Origin of the sequence: Gleimia hominis (assembly GCF_002871945.2) — a bacterium.
Lineage (GTDB): Bacteria > Actinomycetota > Actinomycetes > Actinomycetales > Actinomycetaceae > Gleimia > Gleimia hominis_A.
Genome location: NZ_CP126963.1, coordinates 1574288 through 1595420, shown reverse-complemented (window position 1 = coordinate 1595420; position 21133 = coordinate 1574288). Strand labels below are relative to the sequence as shown.

Here is a 21133-nt window from a genome sequence, read left to right as displayed (position 1 = left end):
CGATTCAGATCACCTTTAGCCCCATTTGAGCAGGTCTGCGCACAACTAATCAGACCGTGCGCAGGTTGAGTCGTCAATTCCGCATTACACGCAGTTTAAGTGTGCTAGCTTCAAAGCAGACCTGGCGCGCTAACAGCCGATTGTTAACGCGCAGCACAGAAAGGGAAACCCAATGTCGCGCAAGACCCTAAATACTGCGAGAAGCCTAGTTGGCGCAGTAACTGCCGCTGTTCTATGCGTGCTGCTTGCAGTAATCGCACCGGCTGCGTACGCAGACGAGTTGGTTCAAACCGTGTCGGTTGCTGACTTCGGTGCGAAGGCAGATTCGAAGCAGGATGCGGCGGAGCCTGTCAAGGCAGCCATCGCGAAGGCGAAAACCATGGCAGAAAAAGGCGCTTCCGTGCGGATCGTGTTCCCCGCGGGCAGATACGATATTTACCCGGATAAAGCACCCCAGCGCACACTGTATGTTTCTAATACGGTGGGGGCGGACGCCTCATATAAAGAAAAACGGATCGGTGTCCTACTGGAAGATACAAAGAATATAACCGTGGATGGCCAGGGGTCTGAAATAGTTTTCCATGGGAAAATGACTACGTTCGCGGCGATTAATAGTGAGAATGTTTCGTTCAAAAACTTTCAGGTAGATTTCGAAGTTCCGTCTGCGATTGATTTAACGGTTGAGGCAGTGGATCCGGATGCTGGGATCGCTACCGTTTATGTGCCAGAAGAGTACAAATACCGGGTTAAAGGCAGTGACGTTGAATGGTTTTCCGATAAGAGCCCGTATACGCATGAGGCCTACTGGACGGAGCGAAACGCACTGCCGTACGTGCAACGCTACGACACGAAAAGTGGATTAACAGTGCGCGGCGACGTGTGGGACAACCCGATTTTCAAGCACGTGGCCGGTGTGAAAGACCTGGGCAATAACCGGCTCGAGTTTTCCTACACTCAGATGGAGTCGGAACTGAAAAACGCGCGGGGAATAAGCTACCAGATGCGGCAGACAGTGCGCGACCACCCAGGGGTTTTCTTATGGAAAGACAAGAACATTCAGCTGGATGGAATCGACTTTCGGTTCTTACACGGTTTCGGGGTAGTGGGCCAGTCGACGGATACGGTGCGGATGAACAACCTCCACTTTGGTGTGGGAGTTGGGACGGGCCGCAGCACCGCCGGGTATGCGGATTTCATTCAAATGTCTGGTTGCAAGGGCGCGGTTGAGGTAACTAACTCCACGTTCTCTAACCCACATGACGATCCGATTAATATTCACGGAACCTTCCAGCAGGTGGTAGAGCGGATTTCTGATCGGAAGGTCCGCGTGCGATACATGCATAACGAGACCGCTGGATTCCCCTCGTTTTTTGTGGGAGACCAAGTGGAGTTCATGACGCAGGGCAACATGATTCCGGTGCGCGATTCGGTGCGCACAGTGGTGGCTGTAGATGGTCCAGACGGGCAGGGTGGAAACCTGGGGCAGGGGTCAGGTAGTTTAACGGATACTATTCTTACGTTTGATCAGCCTATTCCTCAAGAAATAGCAGTGAACGAGCACGTGGTTGAAAACATTACCTACACGCCGAATGTGACCATTAAGAATAATGTTTTCAAAGAAACTCCTACGCGTGGGATTTTGGTTACTACCCGGGGGAAGGTTCTGATTGAAGACAACCTGTTTGACGGCATGGGTATGGCTGGGATTTATATTTCGAATGATGCCCAGGGGTGGTACGAATCCGGGCCGACGCGGGACGTGACTATTCGCGCGAACACTTTCCAGCGGTCTGGGGCGCAAGCGATTTTGGTGGAGCCAACTAACCCCACGGTGTCTAGTGAAGACACGGTGCATAAAAACATGACAATTGAGGACAACACGTTTTACGTGTCGGATCAGCGGGTTTTGGATGCTAAGTCAGTTAGTAATTTGAGGTTTGTGTCCAACCGCGTGTACCGGCAAACTGTGTCCGATGGTGTGCAAATAGATGGTGACCAGACTGTTGAGGTACCTGTTGGCAAGGCGCATCATATTAAAGCCCGGCCGGTGTTTAAGCCTGTGAATGGGCAAAAACTGTTTGCTTTCAACGGTGATAAGCAGGTTGTGCTTGCAAATAATACGTACGATGTTGGGCTCAACCCGCAAGCAGAGCTAGAGAATATGGATGCGGGTGAACTCGACAACTCGGGTGATGGCACCGCGCCTCAAGACGGTGGGATCGCTGTAGAAGATGCTAGCGGTGCGGAAAATGCTGCTGCACAAGATCGGGTGGCAGGTGAGTCTGGGAAAGTGTTTTTTGTTAGCGCGGACCCAGCTGTAGCCACGGTGGATAGTGCCGGGGTGGTTACTGGTAAGAGCGTTGGGCAGACCACTGTGCAAACCTATGTTTTAGCGGGGGAGCGGCGCCTACCGGGCCCAGTCGTAGCAGTCGCGGTTGAACCAGCTGATGTGGAAACCGCGCCGGGAACTGAAGAAAGTGGATCTGAAGAAGGTGAAGCCGGTCAAGGTGAGGCCGGTCAGGGTGTAGCTGGGCAAGAAACAGACTCGTTACGGGACCACCCGTCGTCGGTAGCTACTCTGTCGAAAGCTGTTTTCTCTGGCCTGTCACGCGATTGGAAGTTTACTGCAGGCCAGCTGCATTATTTCGCAGCTGACCGTGCGAAAACTATTTCGGGCAAACTAGCAGCAACGGATGCGGATGCTGAAGTCACGGCCACTTTGAATGGACAGCCGGTGGAGCCAACTGAGTTCGCAGGCACTTTGTTGCGTGGCCGAAACGTACTTGAAGTTACGGTACGCGCCGCGGACGGCATCACCGTGAACACGTATCGGTTTGTCATTGACCGCATCAGCAGTAATGACCCGGGCACGGGAGAACCGTCGGATCCGGGAACAGTGGAACCTGCGCCTGAAATAACCGATCCCACCACTCCAACGGAACCGGAACCGGAGCAAACCCAGCCCGCGGAAACGAACCCAAGTACTGCGCCGCAGCAACCGGCAGCTGGAAAGCAGAATCAGTCTGCTGCGCCGGGCAAGAAGCCGGCGGTGAAGAAAGTGCGGAAGCTGGTGCGCACTGGGGCGCCCGTGTTGGGGTTGGGAGCGGCTGCTGTTTGTGCTGGTCTAGGGGGCGTGCTCTTGTTGCGACGCAGAAAGTAATGATACCGATCACTTTTAGGGTCTATTTTTGGACTCGTTTGAGCAATCGAATTTTCACAGTGTAGGCTCGAATCAGCACCGTACAACATGAGCCAGTGTGAAAGGAGCTCGGATTATGAGTCGCCCTGCTATTAACACTGCGCAAAACATGTTGCCCGAACATACGGGGCAAACAAGTTCGGAAGACGGGCATGCGCCAGGTGCGTTAATTGAACTGCGGGACCTCACAAAAAAATACCCGGTGCGTGGCGGCAATGAAGTGGTGGCACTAGACCGCGTTAATCTTAGTGTGGAACGCGGATCTATCCACGGTATTGTCGGCCAGTCCGGTGCCGGCAAGTCGACACTGATTCGCTGCTTAACCGCATTGGAATCCCCAACTGAAGGTTCCGTGACCCTCGGGGGTGTAGAACTGACCAAGCTGGGGCACGCCCAACTTAGGGAAGAACGCCGCAGCATCGGTATGGTGTTTCAATCCGCTAACCTACTGGACGCCCGCACCGCACTCGCGAACGTGGAATACCCCATGAAAGTTGCCGGCACCCCAAAGCAAGAGCGGCGCGAACGCGCACAAAAACTCTTAGAACTAGTGGGCCTGGGTAACCGTGGTACCTCGTACCCCGCGCAACTATCCGGTGGGCAACGCCAACGCGTTGGGATAGCGCGGGCGCTCGCGGCAAAACCAAAAGTGGTGCTATGCGACGAACCCACGTCCGCGCTCGACGCGGAATCCACCCGGCAAGTATTAGACCTTTTGGCGCAGATCCGCGACGAAATGGGCGTAACTATCATCATCATCACCCACGAAATGGGGGTGGTGCGCGCAATCTGCGATTCCGCAACGTTGCTGGAGCACGGAAAAATCGTTGAATCCGGATCCATTGAAAGTATCGTCGCAAACCCGTCGTCGCGACTGGCGCAAGAACTGGTGCCCATGCCGTCCCTAACTGAAGAAGCGGTAGCGCAAGACCTCACGATTATAGACACCATGTTCACCTCCACCCCGGGGGTACCCACGGGATCAACCGTGATGTCACTGGCCTCCCGGATGGGCGCTGACGTGCTCGCGGGAACATTCGAATCTTTCTCTAACGTGCAGGTAGGGCGGTTAGCGCTTGGCGTCCCGCAGTACCATGCGGATAGAATTATCGAAACACTAAAAAATAATCAAGTATATGCGGAGGTGAGGGCATGAGCGCGGTGCTATCGAACATAGGAACTGCCCTGATGCCCGCCACCGCGTCGTTAACGCACGCGTGGGTGCCACTGGTGGCGAACAGTGACGAAACCTGGTTCAACAACCCCGCGGTACAGCGCGCGTTCTGGCCCGGCGTGTGGGAAACGTTAGCGATGACGGGCCTTTCCACTTTGTTTACCGTCATCATCGGCCTTCCCCTTGGGCTTGTATTGATTGCAACTGGCCGCGGCGGCCTATTCACCAACAAGCCGTTGCACCAAGTACTGGCCTTCATCGTGAACTTTGGGCGGTCCATCCCGTTCCTCATTCTGATGATCGCAATCATTCCGTTTACCCGCCTAGTGGCTGGTTCCTCAATCGGATGGAAAGCAGCGGTAGTGCCCCTCACGGTAGCGGCCATCCCGTTTTTCGCTCGCCTCGTAGAAACCGCGGTGCGCAGTGTGGACGACGGTAAAATCGAAGCCGCACAAATGATGGGGGCCACTCGCGGGCAAATTATGCGTGACGTGCAAGTGCGCGAAGCCCTCCCAGCGATAATTGATGCAATCACCGTGCTTGCGATCACGCTCATTGGCTACGGGGCGATGGCGGGTGCGCTCGGCGGCGGTGGTCTTGGACAACTCGCGATGAACTACGGGTACAACCGCTTCATGCCAGACGTAATGGTGCTGGCGGTAATTGGCGTGTACGTAATCGTGCAGATCGTACAGATGGTAGGCGACATGTGTAGCCGGCTGGTGGACCACCGCTGAGCCACCACCAGCCGGGTTAGGTCCCCAATTAGCGTACCTGGCCAGCACTATCTCAAACTCATTTCGACTTTTAAGAACAGGAAATAATCATGCGTTTCTCACGTGTTTTCGCTGCAGTGGCAGCATCAGCAGCGCTCGTCTTAACGGGCTGTGGTTCAACCTCCGGATCCGATGCCGGCAGTGACGGGTCGGGCAGTGACTCCGCGGTTACGACATTGAGGGTAGGAGCGTCGCCATCCCCTCATGCGCAAATTCTGCACTTTATAGACGACAAACTGGCTAAAGACGCGGGTCTAAAACTAGATATTGTGGAGTTCACGGACTACGTACAACCGAACCAGGCGCTCGCGTCGGGGGATTTGGACGCGAACTTCTACCAGACCGTGCCGTACCTAAAGAAGGAATCGAAGGAACGCGGGTACGATTTTGTGCCCGGTAAACCCGTGCACCTGGAACCGCTTGCGATCTACTCGAAGAAACATAAGGACATTAAAGAAATTGGTGACGGGGCAACCATCGGGATCATTAGCGACCCGGTGAACCAAGATCGGGCGCTGCACCTGCTGGAGCAAGCGGGGCTGGTGGAAGTGCCACAGGGAGCTGAGGACCTCACGATCGACAAAGTTAAAAAACTAAAGAAGTTTGATTTTAAAGAAGTTGAGGGGCCGCAGCTTGTGCGGGCACTGCAGGATGTGGACGCGGCGGTGATTAACGGAAACTTCGCGAGTGAAGGCGGGTTGAGTGCGGCGGATGATGCTTTGCTAGTTGAATCGCCAGAAAACAACCCGGCAAACAACGTGTTGGTGTGGGCAGCGAAAGATAAAGATGATGAGCATCTGAAAAAACTGGATGAATTACTGCACAGTGATCAGGTGAAGAAATTCATTGAGGACACGTTCAAGGACAAGTCGGTCATTCCCGCGTTCTAACCTCACGTGATCCTCGCGTTCTAACGTAACGCGCTAACCGTTAAATAAAACTTCTGCCCGGGTTGACACCTGTTTGTCAGTCCCGGGCAGAGGTTTATTTGGATTGGAACCCTATTTGTCGCAAGAGGAGAACAAGGGGGTTTGTGTGCTGCATCTCAGTAGGTGGGATGTTTCTAAAAATAACCTTGCAATAAAACGTGCTTGAACTGCAAGAATGCTGCAAAATAGCCGAATGAAAGTTGATGAGGTTAACAAAAAAGCACACAAGCTGTATAGTGTAATCATGCTATAACTATCATTTGACTAAAATGGTGGGAAAGCTAAATTAACACAATCCCTCTATTGGTGTGTGCGACCTGGGTGAAGGACACCTGGGTCGCCATACCTGTATTTTAAGGACCACACAGACCATGTTTGGAAAAACTTCATATTTCGCAAAGGGTGTGCCGCCTGCGCGGATGCGCGGCCGTACCTTGCTTGCCATGTTGATGTGCCTTTGTCTTGCCATATGCGGTGGTTTGCTAACCACAACGGCGTCTGCTGCAGACGATAACTATAAGATTACGGTACACGCGTTAAACCCATCTGAGAATGCCCCCAAACTGCCCGACCCAACTGGTGAAGCAATTGAGAATACAGACGGATACGTGCCAGTGAAGGGAGTTGAGTTCACACTCGAAAAGTCGACGATTGACACGACCACGAATGAGGGGCTAGCAGCTGCGAGTGAACTTATCTCCGCTAGTGACAATTGGATTTCTGGTTTTGAACCAGATCCGACTTTCGAAGCTCGCGTGGCTGTTAGTGATGATGAGGGCCTCGCGGTATTCGATTCTTTACCCGCTGGCCTCTATTTGCTGACACAGACGAAAACCCCCACTGGGATGTCTTCGGCGGAGCAAGCATTGATTCTAGTCCCGCTCACGGATCCGAAGTCGCCCCACGAGATGATCAGTGACATACATGTTTATCCGAAGTCTACGGATGCGGGCCAGATAACTAAAGAATTGCTTACGCACACCGGGGATGTAATTACTAAGGGGTCGGAAGTTACGTACTTAGTTAAAATCCCTATTCCGCAAGGGATAGGATATTCGCCACTGACGAAGTTAGAGCTAATAGAAAAGCCGGGCGCGGGGCTACAAATATCCCGTTTCAAGGAAGGCAGTGAGGAGTCTCCCTTTAATTATCTTAAGGAAGGGGACGCTAAAATATTCTTCGCTTCGCCGACAGATACACCGAACCCGGATCTGTCGGGTCTTCCGCTAGACTTGAAGTCCGATATTACCGAAGGTGATCACTACGACATTATTTGGAATGATGACGGCACTGTAACCGTTGACTTTATAAACCTTGGGTTCGATGAGCTAACTGGCTACCCCAACTCGGAGGTTGAAGTATGGTTGGGTGGGTTGGGGTATACCGGTACGCAATATTTTTACGCCATTGTAAAAGCCAATGTCGTGGACGATACTGTTGACCCAGTTAACAATGCGGAGTTTATCTGGGCGACAGAGAAAAATCCGGGGGAAACATCGATTGTGACGGATCCGGAGAATCCAGAAGCGCGTATTCCGATGGTGCCTTTAGAGATTAATAAGGTGGATGAAGCGGATTCGTCGAAGCTGCTACCGGGAGCTACGTTCCAGGTGTATCCGTGCAAGGTGGTGGATGATGAAAACAATCCGTTTTCAAAAGAGTTTACAGAAAAGCCACAGATTGAGGAGAATGCGAAACCTATCGCATTTGATGGAAAAACTGAGTTCACAACCGACGCTAAAGGGTCCACTGGGGTGATCGGTAAAATCAACGTTGGTGCCCGCGTGTGCGTTGTAGAGACGAAGTCTCCCGCAGGTTACGAGCGGATTCCAGCGCCTTTGAGTCACGATATGGTGGCTTTGAAAGGCAGTGCAACCAGTAACGTCATGACTGTTAAGAACATTAGTTCCAGTACGATAACCGGCAAACTACCACTCACAGGTGGGGCAGGTATTGCTTTATTCCTTATGATCGGTGCTGGCCTATTGGGTGCAGCTTACTATTATGCTCGTAAGAATAAGGCGCAAGCGTAGTGTGTTGAACACGGTGCGCGTCAACAGATGAGTAAAACTTCTGCCCGGGTTGACACCTGTTTGTCAGGCCCGGGCAGAGGTTTATTTGGATTAGCGCGTTGTTTGCAGCTAGGGGTGGTTAGTCGATTACGCCGTAGAGCCTGTCCCCGGCATCCCCAAGGCCGGGCACGATGTAAGAGTGTTCGTTCAGACCTTCATCGATCGCACCGGTAACGATAGTTACGTTCGCCCGATCGCCTACCGCTTCTTCGAGGGCTTTGAGACCCTGCGGGGCGGATAGGAGGCACAGGCAGGTGACGTCGCGCGCCCCGTGGTCTAGCAGGTAGTCGATTGCCGCGATCATGGTGTGGCCGGTGGCGAGCATCGGGTCGAGGATGAAGCACTGGCGGCCCTCCAGGTCTTCGGGAAGCCGATTAGCGTACGTTTCCACCTGGAGGGTGGCGTCGTCGCGGACCATCCCGAGGAACCCAACTTCCGCGGTGGGCAGTAGCCGCATCATGCCGTCTAACATGCCGAGCCCGGCCCTCAGGATAGGAACCACTAGGGGGCGGGGTTTTGATAAACGAGTGCCCGTCGTTTTAGCGACGGGCGTTTCAATTTCAACATCTTCAACAGCGATGTCTCGGGTGGCTTCGTAGGTCAGTAGCATCAACAGTTCTTCTGTTAGATGACGGAAAGTCGATGACGGCGTTTCCTTCTGACGCATTTCAGTTAATTTGTGGGCGATCAGGGGGTGTTTTACTTCTATAACTCGCATGCTTCTAGAATACCGTGTGAAGCGTGTGGAGTGGAATATTTGCCGCGCGGTGTGAGCCGGCCAATTTCGTTGGACGGCTTCGTAGGTTACCGGCTGAACGGGCTGAGTGGTTTAGTGATCGGATGACTGCGCGGCGTAGTGGTTGGGAGTTGGATTTGGAGCGGATTCAGGGTTACGAAAAGGCGATGGCTCGGGCATTGCGTTTAGCGCAGCAGGCTGGCGAAGCGGGTGACGTGCCGGTTGGGGCTGTGGTTTTAGATGAGGCCGGCCGGGTAATTGGGAAGGGTTTTAATGACCGTGAGGCCGCAGGTAACCCCGTGGGACACGCAGAAGTGAATGCGTTGGTGGCGGCAGCGAAGCAGCGGGGTGGGTGGCGGCTTGAGGGCTGCACGCTGGTGGTCACGTTGGAGCCGTGCACGATGTGTGCGGGGGCAGTGGTGGCGTCGCGCGTGCCATGCCTGGTGTTTGGAGCGTGGGATCCGAAGGCGGGGGCGTGCGGTTCGGTGCGGGACGTGGTGCGTGATTCGCGTTTGAACCACCAGGTGGAAGTTGTGGCAGGTGTGTTAGAACACGATTGCGAGTTTGTGCTGCGCAGATTTTTCGCTTCGCGTAGAAACATGTAAACTTGAAAGCCGAATGCTTCGCGTCGCTTCTTTTTGATGTTTGAGGTGCTGAGCGTTCTAAGGTGGAGTGTCCGAGCGGCCGAAGGTGCAGCACTCGAAATGCTGTGTGGTGCAAGCCACCGTGGGTTCAAATCCCACCTCCACCGCTTTCCTGTTTTTGGGGCGCACCAGTTTTTGGTGCAGCGTGTTTGTGGACAACCATGTCTTTTCTTCGTCGCGCAATGTACAGTTAGAACTGTTCTAACCCTTTCCTTCAACACTTGCGCGGGAGTAGTAATGTCACGTCAGCGTCGAGCGGCAGCTCAGTTTGGTAAACCCTCAGTAAGAAAAGCACGTCACAGCCGTGGGATGGCGCGTGTAAGCACGGGCCTTGGGTTGAGCGCAGTTTTGGCGCTCACAACCGTGGTGCCTGGAATGGCAGCCGATTCGGCACCTGAGGAGAATAACCTCCCTCAGGAAACCGAAAAGGACACGAACGCAAACCAAGGTTTGCCTACTAACGCAGCGGAATCTGAGCAAGCGGTAGAAACCACGCAGGCTGCGCAAGAGGAAGCTGGTGCTGAGCTGGAGGCGGCGAAAACTCAGGCGGGTAAAGACGCCCAGGCGGTGAAGGCGGCGGAGGCTGCGGCGGACACTGCGGCCAACGAGGTTAAGGCGGCGGATGCGGCCGGGGAATCAGCGGTGGCGAAGGTGCAGGCGGATATCGCTGCTCGCGTGGAGCAGACGGAAGCGAAAGTTGCGGCGGCGAACCAGGTGCTGGAGAGGGCGCAGGCAGATGCGGATACTGCTGATTCGGCGGTGCGGGAAGCGCAGGCAGTTTTAGAGAAAGCTCAGGCGGGGGCGTCGGATCCGGAGGAGATCGCGGCTGCGAAGGAAGCGGCGGAGCAAGCGCAGGCAGACGCGGCGGCAGCGGAGGCTGCGGCTAAGCAAGCGCAGGATCAGCTTGCACAGGTGAATGCGGAAAAGTCGGATGTGGAGCAGGAGCTGGCGCAGGCGAAACAAGCGTCTGAGGCAGCGGCCGCGGATTTGGCGACTGCGCAGAAGGCGGTTGAGGACGCGCGGGGAGCCCTGCAGGAAAAGCAGGAGGCGTTGCAGAAACTGCAAGGTGAGCTCGGTGACGATGAGGCTCTGAGTGAGGCGCAAAAAGCGGTGGAGGACGCGCAGGCAGCGTTGGATCAAGCGCAAGCGCAGGTGGATACGCAGAAGCAGACTGTTGCCGCAAGTAACGCGGCTGTGATGGAGAAAATGACGGAGCTGCGCAGCAAAGAGGAAGCGGTAGCAGCTGCGGAAGCTGAGCAGCAGGCCGCACAAACCACTTTAGAGCAGGCGCAGCAGCAGGCCGAGCGGGCGCAAGCGCAAAAACAGGCGGCTGACATGGCCGTGCAAGATGCGCAAGCGGCGTTGGAAAAGGCTCAGCAGGAGAAGCTGCAAGCGGATAAGGCAGTGGAAGCCGCGCAGAAAGAGTTGGACGACGCTAAAGCTGAAGCTGCTGGTAACCAAGGTGGCATAACGGTTGAGCAGGCACAAGCGAACGTTGACAAAGCTAAGCAAGCGGTAGAAGCCTCAAAAGCAGAAGCGCAGAAACAATGGGCGCTAGGCTCCAAAGGATTCTTCGAGAAGAACGGATCCGAAGAGGCTTTGAAGGTGTTCGAGACCGAGAAGCTAATCAATACTGGTAGGCCCTATTTGGAAGCCACTCACCTCGGTGCTGAAGGGGACGCGACTTCACTGGAACAGATGAAGGCATCATTGAAGTACTTGGCCCAAGCGAATGAGATTAGGGCTAAAGAAGGTGGTATAGATGGCCGTAAACTCACAGAATTAAGAGTTACAGACTTCGATATGGCTGTAGCCCAGCATAACGCGAACTGGTCATCCACAGAGATTGAGCACTCTAAAGCCTACAACCCGCCTTATGAGAACCTGTCTTGGGGCGCTGATGATCCTTTCGAGGGCTGGTTCTACGAAGAGAGAGAAATCTTTGAAATACTGCGCGCGAATGGGTTCAAGAGCCGTACCGAAATGGAAGAGGCACTAAAAAATCCAGAGATCAAGAAAAAATATGGCATAGATGCCAACGCGGCATTTGTTGGACACTACACCAATCTAGTTGATCACTTGATGTGGTCTGAAAAGGGGAGTGGTGCGGACAATCAAACTATGGGGTATGGCAAAGCCGCTACTAGAGGAGACCTCAGACCGTATCGACGGGTCGATAGCATTGTCCTAAACGAACAAAGCGTGGGGACCGCTTATTCAGTTGCGGAATACACCAGGATGTTCACGGAGTACTACGACGTTCTGAAAGCCCAGCTTACTGATGGTTCTGCCGAAGCTAAAGCAGCGTTAGATAAAGCGTTGAAAGACCTCGAAAATGCGCAGAATAACGCAACATCAGACACTGTGGAACAGAAACAAAAAGAGCTAGACCAAGCGAAAGCAAAAGCCGAGCAAGCGCAAACCGCGGTAGACAGCGCGCAAAAAGACCTCACCGACAAGCAGGGTGAAGCGTCGAGCCGAGCAGAAGAAGCTCAGGCGGCCACCAGTAAAGTTACTGCTGCACGAGCTGAAGTTGACGTCAAGCAACAAACTGTGAGTCAGGCGAAAGCTGCGTATGACGAAGCTGATCAAGCAGTCACAGATGCACAAACCAGCCTCGAGCGCGAAGAAAACAAACTCAAAGCAGCGGAAGAACTCGTTGCAGTACACCAGGAAGAACTCAAAAACGCTCAAGATAAACTAGCTGCGCTCAGTGGCGACGACGCAGCGCTGAAAGAAGCGCAGGACGCCGTTGCAAAAGCCCAAGAACAACTCGATGCCAAACAAGCAGCGTTAACTCAAGTGCAGGCAGAAGCACAAAAAGCAGCGCAAACTCAAAATGCTAAACAGCAAGCACTCAACCAGAAAAACTCGCAGCAACAGAGTGCTGAAACCAAAGTTGAGCAAGCGCAACAGTTAGCACAAGACAAGTCGACCGACGCCGATCAGAAACAACAGGCGTACAACCAGATGCTCGCCGTTGGGAACGGGGTGGAAGCAGCCACCAAGAACCTCCAGAAAGCGCGGGCGGCAGCAGACTCCGCACACAAAACATTAGAAACCGCCAAAGCAGACGCAGAACAAGCAGAGCAAAACCTAGCGGACACCAAGCAGCTGCAAGTAAAAGCACAGTCCCTCAAATGGGATGGTGTGGACACTCAGAAGGTAGACGCACCAGAGTTCACCCCCATCAACACGGCGGTCGCGAACCTCAAAACAGCAATAGAAGAAGCGCAAGCAGCGCAAGAAACGCTCGCAGAAGCGAAAAAGCAAGCCAACGCTTCAGCCACCGCGCTCGCGGCAGCACAAGAAAAATACGACAATGCGAAAGCTGCATACGCAGAAGCTAAACGCGCATACGACTACTACCACGTAACACCCGCTGCAGTTAAAGGGACAGTGCCAGACGCATCCGACCCCTCATCGTGCAAAGTGAAACCATTCGTCACGATCCCAATCAGCGACCACGTGCACTACACTCTCAACAGTGAAGGAGTGAGCGCGGGCAAGCACGAATACGAGTACGGAACGTCCGTAACCGTAAAAGCGCAACCAGAAGACCGGTTCGCGTTCCTCCCAGGAGCGAAAAACGAATGGGAATTCCACGCTGAACTGCCGAAACCATGCGCACCCGAAACCGGTGGGGAAGAAACCCCCGGCACCGGCGAGCAAGGTAACCAGCCCGGCGGCCAAGGGAATGAACCCGGTGAACAGGGCAACCAGCCCGGCGAACAAGGTAACCAACACGGTAACCAGGGGACGCACGGCCAGCAAACGACACCAGGCGCCGGGCAGGGTGAGCAACCTGCTGGGAATGCGGTGAACCCGGGCGCCACGCACAAAACCCCTGCTAAAGCACCAGGATTCAAACACGTGACCCTAACGCAAGCGAAGGAATCCAACCTCGCGTCCTCCGGTTCGCAAGCAGCAGGCCTGGTAGCACCAGTGGTTACCATCACCGGGCTGGGGCTTGCAGCACTAGCAATCGGCAGGCGCAACAGCGTAAAAAACCAGGGTTAATACGGCAACCCTCGGGGTAGCGGCGCAAAACCCCACGGTTAGTAGAGCGTTAACAAGTAATTAGAGCACGCGGCCAGTACCGACCCGGTTCCATACCAGCGGTACTGGCCGCGAAGCATATCCACTACCCCAAACCCCAGTCCCAGATTTAACCCGAAAAAATCCGTAGAATATGCGTATGAACAACTCTTCCGCAACACAAAAACAAACACCCCAGAAACCGTCCGCGACGTCCTCTCCCTCGCCACGGGCGGGCAAGACAACTAGCGGCGACTCCAAGGCGCAGCAGTCGCACAGCCACTCGTCAGGGGCACACCGCTCAAGCAAACATCAGCCAAGGGGTGCGCGGAAGCGGCCGTTCAAAACATCACCGGCAGTTAAAAACGGGTGGATCACCGACCAGCACGGCTCCTGGGGCATGGCATTTTTCCCACTGATCGCCGGCCTAATCCTGGCTCCACTGGGAGCGGTGCACATCCTGCTTGCACTCGCGTGGACCAGTGGTTTCCTCTTCTTCGGGGCCGCTGAAAAATGGGTGAAATTCCACTTCCGCACCCGCTACCGCAAAGCCACAACCACCTACGCCATCACCACCGGGCTGCTCGGCATCCCACTACTCATCGCCCGCCCCACCTTGGTGTCGTGGGCACTTGTCTACATTCCCCTGGTTGCAATCGCCGCGATCACCGCGTGGCAACGGAAAGAACGCGGCATGCTTTCGCGCACAGCCACGATCGCCGCATCCACACTACTCGTGCCCGTCGCCGCCACGATCTCCACCGCAGAAGTGTTCTGGCAAAGCAGTCCACTGATGACGCACGCCTGGTTCCTCTGGTGCCTACTGTTCACCTACTTCCTCTTAACCGTGCCGTACGTCAAAACCCTGATTCGAAAGCGTCGTTCCAACCCGTGGCTAATCGGCTCCATCACAGTCCACGCGATCGCGTTCGCCGTGATACTGCTTCTGTTCATCCGGGGTCTAGTTTCCCCGTGGCACGTGTTCGCGTGGGCAATCACCTTGGTGCGGGCAGTGGGTATGCCAGTTTCCGCGAGGCTGCGGGAAAAACCGTGGCCGCCGCGGGCAATCGGGCTGCCGGAAATCGCCCTGTCCGCCCTGATCGTGGTTACATTACCGTACTGAGCCGCCCACCAGCAGGTCGTGGAATACGTGGATTAACCGCTCGTTGTCTTGCGGTAGTCCCACGCTGACCCGCACCCCCTGTGGGAACGCCCGCACTGCAACCCCTTGATCTAAGAAACGTGCGGCCAACTCCGCGGGTGGAAGGGGACAGTCCTCGGCGGGTATCCAAAAGAAGTTAGTTTGACTATCCCACACTTTTAACCCTAGGTTTCGCAGCGTTGTGATCGTCGCGTCGCGCTGTTCACACAGAGCCGCCACCGCTTCTTCTACGTAACCGCGGTTTCGTAGCGCAGCTAAAGCTGTGGCCTGCGCGGTTGTGGACACGCCAAATGGAGTGGCGACACGCGTGATCGCTGCGATCAACTCCTCGTGTCCCACCAGGTAGCCGACGCGTAAACCCGCTAAACCGTAGGCTTTAGAGAACGTGCGCATAACCACCAGGTTCGCGAACTCGCCGAGCAAACCCAACGCGGTCGCAACCCCTGGGGCAGAGGCGAACTCAATATACGCTTCATCCACCAGCACCATCACGCTGCTGGGTAGACGCGACAAGAATTCTCGCAGTGCCTGCAGGGTGATCGCGTTCCCAGTGGGATTGTTTGGGGTGCACACAATCACTGCGCACGTGCGATCGGTTACTGCTGCGAGCATTGCATCCAGGTCGTGATCCCCCTTGTCGGTGAGGGGAACGGCCACTGGTTTGCATCCCACGGTTGGGACGGCGATTGGGTAGGACTCAAAAGACCGCCACGCGAACACCACTTCGCTACCCGGGTGAGCCACAGTAGTTAGCGCGTGCAGAAGGGTTGCGGAAGAACCATCCCCAACTAAAATCTGCTGCGGAGTAACCCCATGCATTTGCCCCAACGTTTCACGCAGTTCGGTGCAGGCCATGTCTGGGTACCGGTTAACGGATCGTGCTGTGTCTGCGAATGCCGTGAGCACAGCTTCGGGTGGCAGGTATGGGTTCTCGTTGGAAGATAATTTTGCTGGGTTTTCCCCCTGAGGCCGTTTGCCCGGCACGTAGTTCGGGAGTGCGGCAACGTCGGGGCGAATCGAAACATGGCAGTGGTTCATAACCCCAGTTTACGCCCACGCCACGGGGGCTAGAACACAGCCCAACAGCCTGGGAAAAGGTGCCCCACGAGCCGCGGAGCGCTTGCCGCACGCCCTTGACGGCACCTAGCTGGGCTTTACCGGTTGGCTGGTTCCCAGCAGGGTGGCTGTCTGGCTGGGCTTGACCCGGCAGGGGCTGGAATCAACTGGGTGGCTCCCTGGTTAGGGGGTTTACTTGCTCGCCTCCTTAACGCGGTCCAGGTCAAACCGGAGTGCGGTAGTAACCGTATCGTCCCGCAAACCCAATTTGTCACGCCGCTGTTGCGCCAGCGCGTCAAAGTTAACGTCTCCTTTACTGTCGGCCTCCAACGCATCTGCAACATATCCGGGCAATGAATGCGCATAGTCACGCTGAGAAATAGAGTGCACCATTATGTGCTCATTGGTGCCGTGAGCGGTGTAACCATCCAAAGCGGGGACGAAGTCGGCGGTGTTCATGTAAGAAACAACTGATGTGTTCTCGAGCCCGCGAATTCCATCTATTGGTGATCCAGCGGCGATCACACTTGCCACGTTGTACTTGTTTTGCATTAGTTCGGACCCGGCAAGCGAGGCAGCTGCCATCCCACCTTGTGAATGCCCTGCGAACTCCACGGCATCACCGGGCTGAATTCCTGCGCTTTTCATCGCGTCAGCCACACTTTGCTCCAAGTCCGTGACCAAACCACCCATGATCTTCACATCATTCAACCCATCAGCTGGGTTTCGGCCCACCATCCACGTTTGTGTCCCCCGCATGTTCACGGACCAGCTCGGGCGGCTAGACCCGGGGGTGTTGTGACGTAGGATCTCAACCGTATTAGTGTTCTTATCACCCGTCGTGGTTGCCAAATCGTGCACTCGGTTCAGCACATCTGCTGAGTTCATAGGCGTATCAACTTCAACCCCGGGTTCTTTACCGTTTTTATCCTTTAAAGATTGCACGGGAATCACACAGTCACTGTTCTTGCTCAGACGATTGGTGAGCATGCCACACACCGCTGCATCTCGTAAACCAAAGTGAGTGTTAATCGAATCGAACTCGTGTACCTGTTTCCCGGTTGAGGATTCTCGGATTCGAGTTATCGGAAAGAAATTCGGGTCGGTCGCGCGCACGAGCCGCTCCCAAATTATGGCTATCCCCCGCGCACTTTGCCGCACATCCTCACGCGGGTCCAGAAAGGGCGAGTAAATGTAATAGCCACCAAAGATTTCTGCTATTCCCCGTTTGAGGAACTCACCGGCTTTCTTCAGTGAGAACGGTCCAGTCAAAATACTGTCACCGCGTTTGCTCTCGTCTTGCCAAAATGCGACTATCCCAAGCGGAAGCGCAAACTTCCGTTGCGCATCATTAATAACGGGGCCCAGTAGGCGGGAAGCAGGGGTAATCAAGTGCGCGGTATTTATGCCCCGCAACTGGTCGCCAGATAACCAAGATGCTATTCCCAAAGTCGGACTGAATAAGCCGCGCACCTGGTTTTCTACCGTATCCATGATTCTTGCTACGTACGATAAGTTAGTGGCAAACTCATCCAGCTCCGCGATGGGAATAGCAGCGTTAGCCGCATCCAGCTGAGCAGCAGCGGAGCTTCCAAACGGAACAGTCATGGCGGTGGCTTGCACTGGAATACGTGCAAGACTGATCGCTGCCTGGGCGATCTGCAGCTTCGCCACAATTGTTTTCGCTGTGAATGCGGCTAGAAGAATGCTCACAGTGTTCACTCGGGTCTGGCCCGAATCTATTAAGACACTCACGGTGCCCCCACTAATGCGGACGCCACTTGGGCGACCTGTAATGCCTGTAGTTTCTTGCAAGACGCTTGGGCTTGCCGCGCTAACCCGGCGGCGTGCTCCACTTTGTCTGCGATTTCGCGTTGGCGGGACCGAGCCGACGCGGCAGCCGACCCTTCCCACTCCATCGCGAGGTCACGCACTGCTGATGCGCTGCTCTCTAGGGAAATACATGCTCCCGACAATGAAATATCTGTTATGAAGTCCACGTAGAAAAAGTATCGGACCGCAAAGGGGGCAATAGCGCGGAGCACGTCCGACTGTGTACACGCCCATCCTGTGTATTAGGCCTATCCACAGCACCGGGTAGTTTACACCGGCGGTTAATGCGTGTTGTGATGAGCGCCTTATTGTTCTCATACTGTTTTATGCAACAATTACTGTATGAGCATCGACCTTTCGACTATTCAGCCTTCGATCGCGTTAGGGCCCCTGGATGGCCGCTACCGGCGCGTTGCCGCTCCACTGGTGAACCATCTGTCGGAACCCGCGTTGAACCGGGCGCGGGTACACGTCGAAGTCGAATGGCTCATCTTCTTGCTCGACCACCAACTACTGCCCGGCGCCCCACAGCTTACTGGCGCGCAGCGTGATTACTTACGCAGTATCGCTAAGGATTTCGACGCGGACGCGATCGCGTGGATCGCCCAGGCAGAAGCGCAGACGCGCCACGATGTCAAAGCAGTTGAATACTACGTAAAACACCGCTTAGACAACGCGCCAGCGGACCTGGAAGGTGTAGAACTAGACGGTGCAAAACTCAAAGCCTTGCACGAGGTAGTGCATATTTTCTGCACCTCGGAAGACGTGAACAACCTGGCGTACGCCCTGGGAATTAAAGGGGCAGTTGAGCAAATCTGGTTGCCAGCCGCACGCAAACTTGAAGACCAGTTGCAGGTAATGATCCAAGCGCACTCCGCTACCCCGATGCTGGCACGCACCCACGGGCAACCCGCGACCCCCACTACGGTCGGTAAAGAACTCGCCGTTTTTGCGCACCGACTTTCGCGCCAGCGTCGCTGCGTAGAGGCCACCGAGTACCTCGGGAAAATGAATGGTGCAACCGGCACGTACGCGGCGCACGTGGTGGCACTACCGAACGTGGATTGGATAGCGGTCACCGAAGAGTTTGTGGGTAGCCTCGGGTTGCAATGGAACCCCCTCACCACGCAAATCGAAAGCTACGATTGGCAAGCGGACCTGTATGCACACGTTGCCCACTACAACCGGGTGGCCCACAATCTGGCGACTGACGCGTGGACGTACATTTCAATGGATTACTTCCACCAGAACCTGCAGGCGCAAGGCAGTACGGGGTCGTCCACAATGCCGCATAAGGTCAATCCGATTCGGTTCGAAAATGCGGAAGCGAACTTGGAGGTGTCGTGTGCGCTGCTCGACAACCTCGCGCAAACGCTTACGACGTCGCGGATGCAGCGGGACCTCACGGACTCGTCCACCAAACGCACGATCGGGGTGGCGTTGGGACACTCCCTCCTCGCGCTCAATAACCTGCGGCGCGGGCTGGAAGGCGTGGACGTGAACGCAAGCAAAATGCGTGCGGACCTTGAAAATAACTGGGAGGTCCTGGGGGAGGCCGTGCAGCAAACCATGCGGGTGCTAGCGATAGCGGGTGTTAAAGGGATGGAAGATCCATACGAGCGGCTGAAAGAACTCACGCGCGGACACAAAATAGATGGGTCTTCCATGCGATGTTTTATTAAAGAACTTGGGCTCCCAGCGGAACAAGAAAAACGCCTGCTGGCCCTAACTCCTGCGAACTACGTGGGGGTGGCCCCCATGCTTACCCAATACATAGGGAAATAGATTCCTAAATAAAGGGAAATGTCCCCCGCAAAGGGAAATAATTTCCTAACTAGACAGAAAGAACCCCTCAACAAGTCACACAAAACATGACCCAACTGCCGGTAATGCGTGCAATGCGCATACACTGCGAGAACGCGGTGCACACGTTATGCGGTACACACGCTCAGCAAGTGGAGTAAACACGCGTAACTGCAGCGCTGTGAACAGCAATAAAGTGCACGAGGCGAGCGGCCTGAGCCGCGTTCTTCCGAGCGTCGCAAGCAAAACTAGCGCGAGTAGCGAAATGCGCGGTGCAAGGGGAATAAATGTGGGTAGAACAAGTGTTGAAGTGACGGCGAGAAGAGGGAAGATTAACGAAAAGGTCGATAAATGACGTCAACTACTGAACCAAAACTGCGGCGAACACTGTCGGTCACGGATTTGATCGTGTACGGCATGCTGTTCATTGGGATAACCGCGCCGATGGGCACTTTCGGTGTGCTCGACGCACGAAGTGGTGGGGTTACCCCACTCGTGTTCGTAATCGCGGTTTGTGCGATGGGAGCTACTGCGTACTCGTATGCGCGCATGAGCCACGCGGTACCTAAAGCCGGTTCCGTCTACGCGTATTCCGAAGTGGGGCTCGGGAAAGGACCTGCCTTCTTTGCCGGCTGGATGCTGTCTTTGGACTACCTGTTCATCCCCGCGATGGCGGTGCTGTTCATGGGGATCGCGACCCACGCGCTGGTGCCTTCCCTCCCGGTTTGGGCGCTCACGCTAGCGGGCGTGGTGCTGGTGACGGTTTTGAACCTTTTGGGCGTTAAGCTTGCAACAAAAGTTGGCATGGTCATGTTGATTATTGAGGTCATCGCCCTGTCCGTGTTCCTAGTAGCAGGCCTGTGGGTGCTGTTCACAGTGGGGCCGCAGAGGCCGTGGCTGTCACCCATCATTGGCACGCAAACCTTGGATATTCGCGGTGTGCTCGGCGCAGCAACGGTAGCTGCGTTAGCGTTCTTGGGGTTCGATGCGATCGCTTCGTTCGCTGAAGAAACCACTGGGGACACGCGCGATGTGGGGCGGGCACTCGGCTGGTGCCTAGTGGTTGCCGCGGTTTTGTTCGTAGCGCAAACTTACGTGGCGTCGTTGCTCACTCCGTATTCTCCGGAGGTTCTGCGCGCTCACCCGGACCTGCAGGGAACTGCTTTTTACGACATGCTCGACGCGTCCATCGGATCGTGGTTGCATTTGCCGATCACGATCATGCGTTCTATCGGCCCGGTTTTCAGTGCGCTCGTGGCGCAGGCAGCGGCGTCACGTCTTTTGTTCGCGATGGGTCGTGACCACGACCTTCCGGCTTTCTTGGGGCAGGTAGATGCGCGTGAGGGCGTACCGCGCAACGCCACGCTCGTTTCCGCGGGGATCACGCTGGTGGTCTCTACGGTCGCTGCGTTGCATGCCGATGGTTTGGAAACCCTGTCTACGATGGTGACGGTTGGGGCGCTGGTCGCGTTCGTCTTTTTGCACATATCCGTGATCGGCTACTACGCGCGCAGCCGCGGGGAAGGGTGGAAAGCCGCGGTGGTGCCCATCATCGGTATCATCATCGTGGTGAACCTGCTGGTAGATGCCGCGCGCCTGGCACTAACTATTGCCGCTATCTGGGCGGTGGTCGGCGGTATCGTGTACGCGGCTAGACACATCCGCGGCCAGCGCGCCCGCAGTTAAACACGCGGGGTGTAATCACCTGGGC

At 55.3% G+C, this 21133-nt stretch carries 14 protein-coding genes and 1 tRNA gene; 11 read left to right on the top strand and 4 right to left on the bottom strand.

Annotated elements, in window-relative coordinates:
* Nucleotides 1-172 precede the first annotated feature (172 nt).
* From CJ187_RS07060 to CJ187_RS07040, 5 genes are all read left to right on the top strand, one after another.
* The gene (locus CJ187_RS07060; protein ID WP_102216874.1) at nt 173-3160 is read left to right on the top strand and encodes a right-handed parallel beta-helix repeat-containing protein; all 2988 of its coding nucleotides are present in this window, start codon (nt 173-175) and stop codon (nt 3158-3160) included.
* A gap of 148 nt (nt 3161-3308) precedes the next feature.
* Nucleotides 3309-4355 carry a methionine ABC transporter ATP-binding protein gene (locus CJ187_RS07055; protein ID WP_102217071.1) on the top strand — a complete coding sequence of 349 codons (1047 nt, stop codon included), beginning with the start codon at nt 3309-3311 and terminating at the stop codon, nt 4353-4355.
* Complete coding sequence (locus CJ187_RS07050; RefSeq protein WP_102216873.1) at nt 4352-5110, top strand: methionine ABC transporter permease; 759 nt, start codon at nt 4352-4354, stop codon at nt 5108-5110. Before CJ187_RS07055 ends, CJ187_RS07050 begins: the two co-directional genes overlap by 4 nt.
* A gap of 89 nt (nt 5111-5199) precedes the next feature.
* Complete coding sequence (locus CJ187_RS07045) at nt 5200-6039, top strand: MetQ/NlpA family ABC transporter substrate-binding protein (protein WP_102216872.1); 840 nt, start codon at nt 5200-5202, stop codon at nt 6037-6039.
* A gap of 410 nt (nt 6040-6449) precedes the next feature.
* On the top strand, nt 6450-8111 hold the full coding sequence (locus CJ187_RS07040) for a SpaH/EbpB family LPXTG-anchored major pilin (RefSeq protein ID WP_102216871.1): 1662 nt from the start codon (nt 6450-6452) through the stop codon (nt 8109-8111).
* Between the two features lie 118 nt (nt 8112-8229).
* Here the strand turns inward: CJ187_RS07040 and upp are convergent, their stop codons facing one another.
* Nucleotides 8230-8868: a uracil phosphoribosyltransferase gene (gene upp, locus CJ187_RS07035; RefSeq protein WP_102216870.1), complete on the bottom strand. Its 639-nt coding sequence runs from the start codon at nt 8866-8868 to the stop codon at nt 8230-8232.
* A gap of 122 nt (nt 8869-8990) precedes the next feature.
* Between upp and CJ187_RS07030 the strand changes: the two genes are divergently transcribed.
* The 4 genes from CJ187_RS07030 (at nt 8991) to CJ187_RS07015 (ending at nt 14691) form a co-directional block, all read left to right on the top strand.
* Complete coding sequence (locus CJ187_RS07030; protein WP_233187380.1) at nt 8991-9491, top strand: nucleoside deaminase; 501 nt, start codon at nt 8991-8993, stop codon at nt 9489-9491.
* A gap of 61 nt (nt 9492-9552) precedes the next feature.
* Nucleotides 9553-9637, top strand: a tRNA-Ser gene (locus CJ187_RS07025).
* 268 nt (nt 9638-9905) lie between these two features.
* Entirely contained in the window at nt 9906-13550 is a 3645-nt protein-coding gene (locus CJ187_RS07020) for a hypothetical protein (protein WP_146003108.1), read from the top strand.
* A gap of 172 nt (nt 13551-13722) precedes the next feature.
* Entirely contained in the window at nt 13723-14691 is a 969-nt protein-coding gene (locus CJ187_RS07015; protein WP_102216869.1) for a YwiC-like family protein, read from the top strand.
* On the opposite strand, the gene hisC is transcribed toward CJ187_RS07015, so the two are convergent.
* The 3 genes from hisC to CJ187_RS07000 all read right to left on the bottom strand — a co-directional run bounded on the left by hisC (nt 14680) and on the right by CJ187_RS07000 (nt 17831).
* Entirely contained in the window at nt 14680-15768 is a 1089-nt protein-coding gene (hisC, locus tag CJ187_RS07010; protein ID WP_102216868.1) for a histidinol-phosphate transaminase, read from the bottom strand. The two genes, CJ187_RS07015 and hisC, sit on opposite strands and share 12 nt — an antisense overlap.
* Before the next feature lie 210 nt (nt 15769-15978).
* Nucleotides 15979-17499 (bottom strand): hypothetical protein, encoded by a 1521-nt coding sequence (locus CJ187_RS07005; RefSeq protein ID WP_146003107.1) that lies wholly within the window; start codon nt 17497-17499, stop codon nt 15979-15981.
* Nucleotides 17500-17537: 38 nt separating this feature from the next.
* Nucleotides 17538-17831, bottom strand: a complete 294-nt coding sequence (locus tag CJ187_RS07000; RefSeq protein WP_146003106.1) for a hypothetical protein — start codon at nt 17829-17831, stop codon at nt 17538-17540.
* 130 nt (nt 17832-17961) lie between these two features.
* On the opposite strand from CJ187_RS07000, the gene purB reads away from it, so the two are divergent.
* Nucleotides 17962-19404, top strand: coding sequence for an adenylosuccinate lyase (gene purB, locus CJ187_RS06995; RefSeq protein ID WP_102216865.1), 1443 nt, complete (start codon nt 17962-17964; stop codon nt 19402-19404).
* A 369-nt stretch (nt 19405-19773) separates the two neighbouring features.
* Nucleotides 19774-21108, top strand: a complete 1335-nt coding sequence (locus CJ187_RS06990; protein WP_102216864.1) for an APC family permease — start codon at nt 19774-19776, stop codon at nt 21106-21108.
* Nucleotides 21109-21133: the final 25 nt, after the last annotated feature.

Bases quoted from the DNA above. Each gene is read 5' to 3' on its own strand.
- hisC (WP_102216868.1), bottom strand. From the start codon at position 15,768: ATGAACCACTGCCATGTTTCGATTCGCCCCGACGTTGCCGCACTCCCG.
- CJ187_RS06990 (WP_102216864.1), top strand. From the start codon at position 19,774: ATGACGTCAACTACTGAACCAAAACTGCGGCGAACACTGTCGGTCACG.
- CJ187_RS07045 (WP_102216872.1), top strand. From the start codon at position 5,200: ATGCGTTTCTCACGTGTTTTCGCTGCAGTGGCAGCATCAGCAGCGCTC.
- CJ187_RS07015 (WP_102216869.1), top strand. From the start codon at position 13,723: ATGCGTATGAACAACTCTTCCGCAACACAAAAACAAACACCCCAGAAA.
- CJ187_RS07030 (WP_233187380.1), top strand. From the start codon at position 8,991: ATGACTGCGCGGCGTAGTGGTTGGGAGTTGGATTTGGAGCGGATTCAG.
- purB (WP_102216865.1), top strand. From the start codon at position 17,962: ATGAGCATCGACCTTTCGACTATTCAGCCTTCGATCGCGTTAGGGCCC.
- CJ187_RS07050 (WP_102216873.1), top strand. From the start codon at position 4,352: ATGAGCGCGGTGCTATCGAACATAGGAACTGCCCTGATGCCCGCCACC.
- CJ187_RS07040 (WP_102216871.1), top strand. From the start codon at position 6,450: ATGTTTGGAAAAACTTCATATTTCGCAAAGGGTGTGCCGCCTGCGCGG.
- CJ187_RS07020 (WP_146003108.1), top strand. From the start codon at position 9,906: ATGGCAGCCGATTCGGCACCTGAGGAGAATAACCTCCCTCAGGAAACC.
- upp (WP_102216870.1), bottom strand. From the start codon at position 8,868: ATGCGAGTTATAGAAGTAAAACACCCCCTGATCGCCCACAAATTAACT.
- CJ187_RS07055 (WP_102217071.1), top strand. From the start codon at position 3,309: ATGTTGCCCGAACATACGGGGCAAACAAGTTCGGAAGACGGGCATGCG.
- CJ187_RS07060 (WP_102216874.1), top strand. From the start codon at position 173: ATGTCGCGCAAGACCCTAAATACTGCGAGAAGCCTAGTTGGCGCAGTA.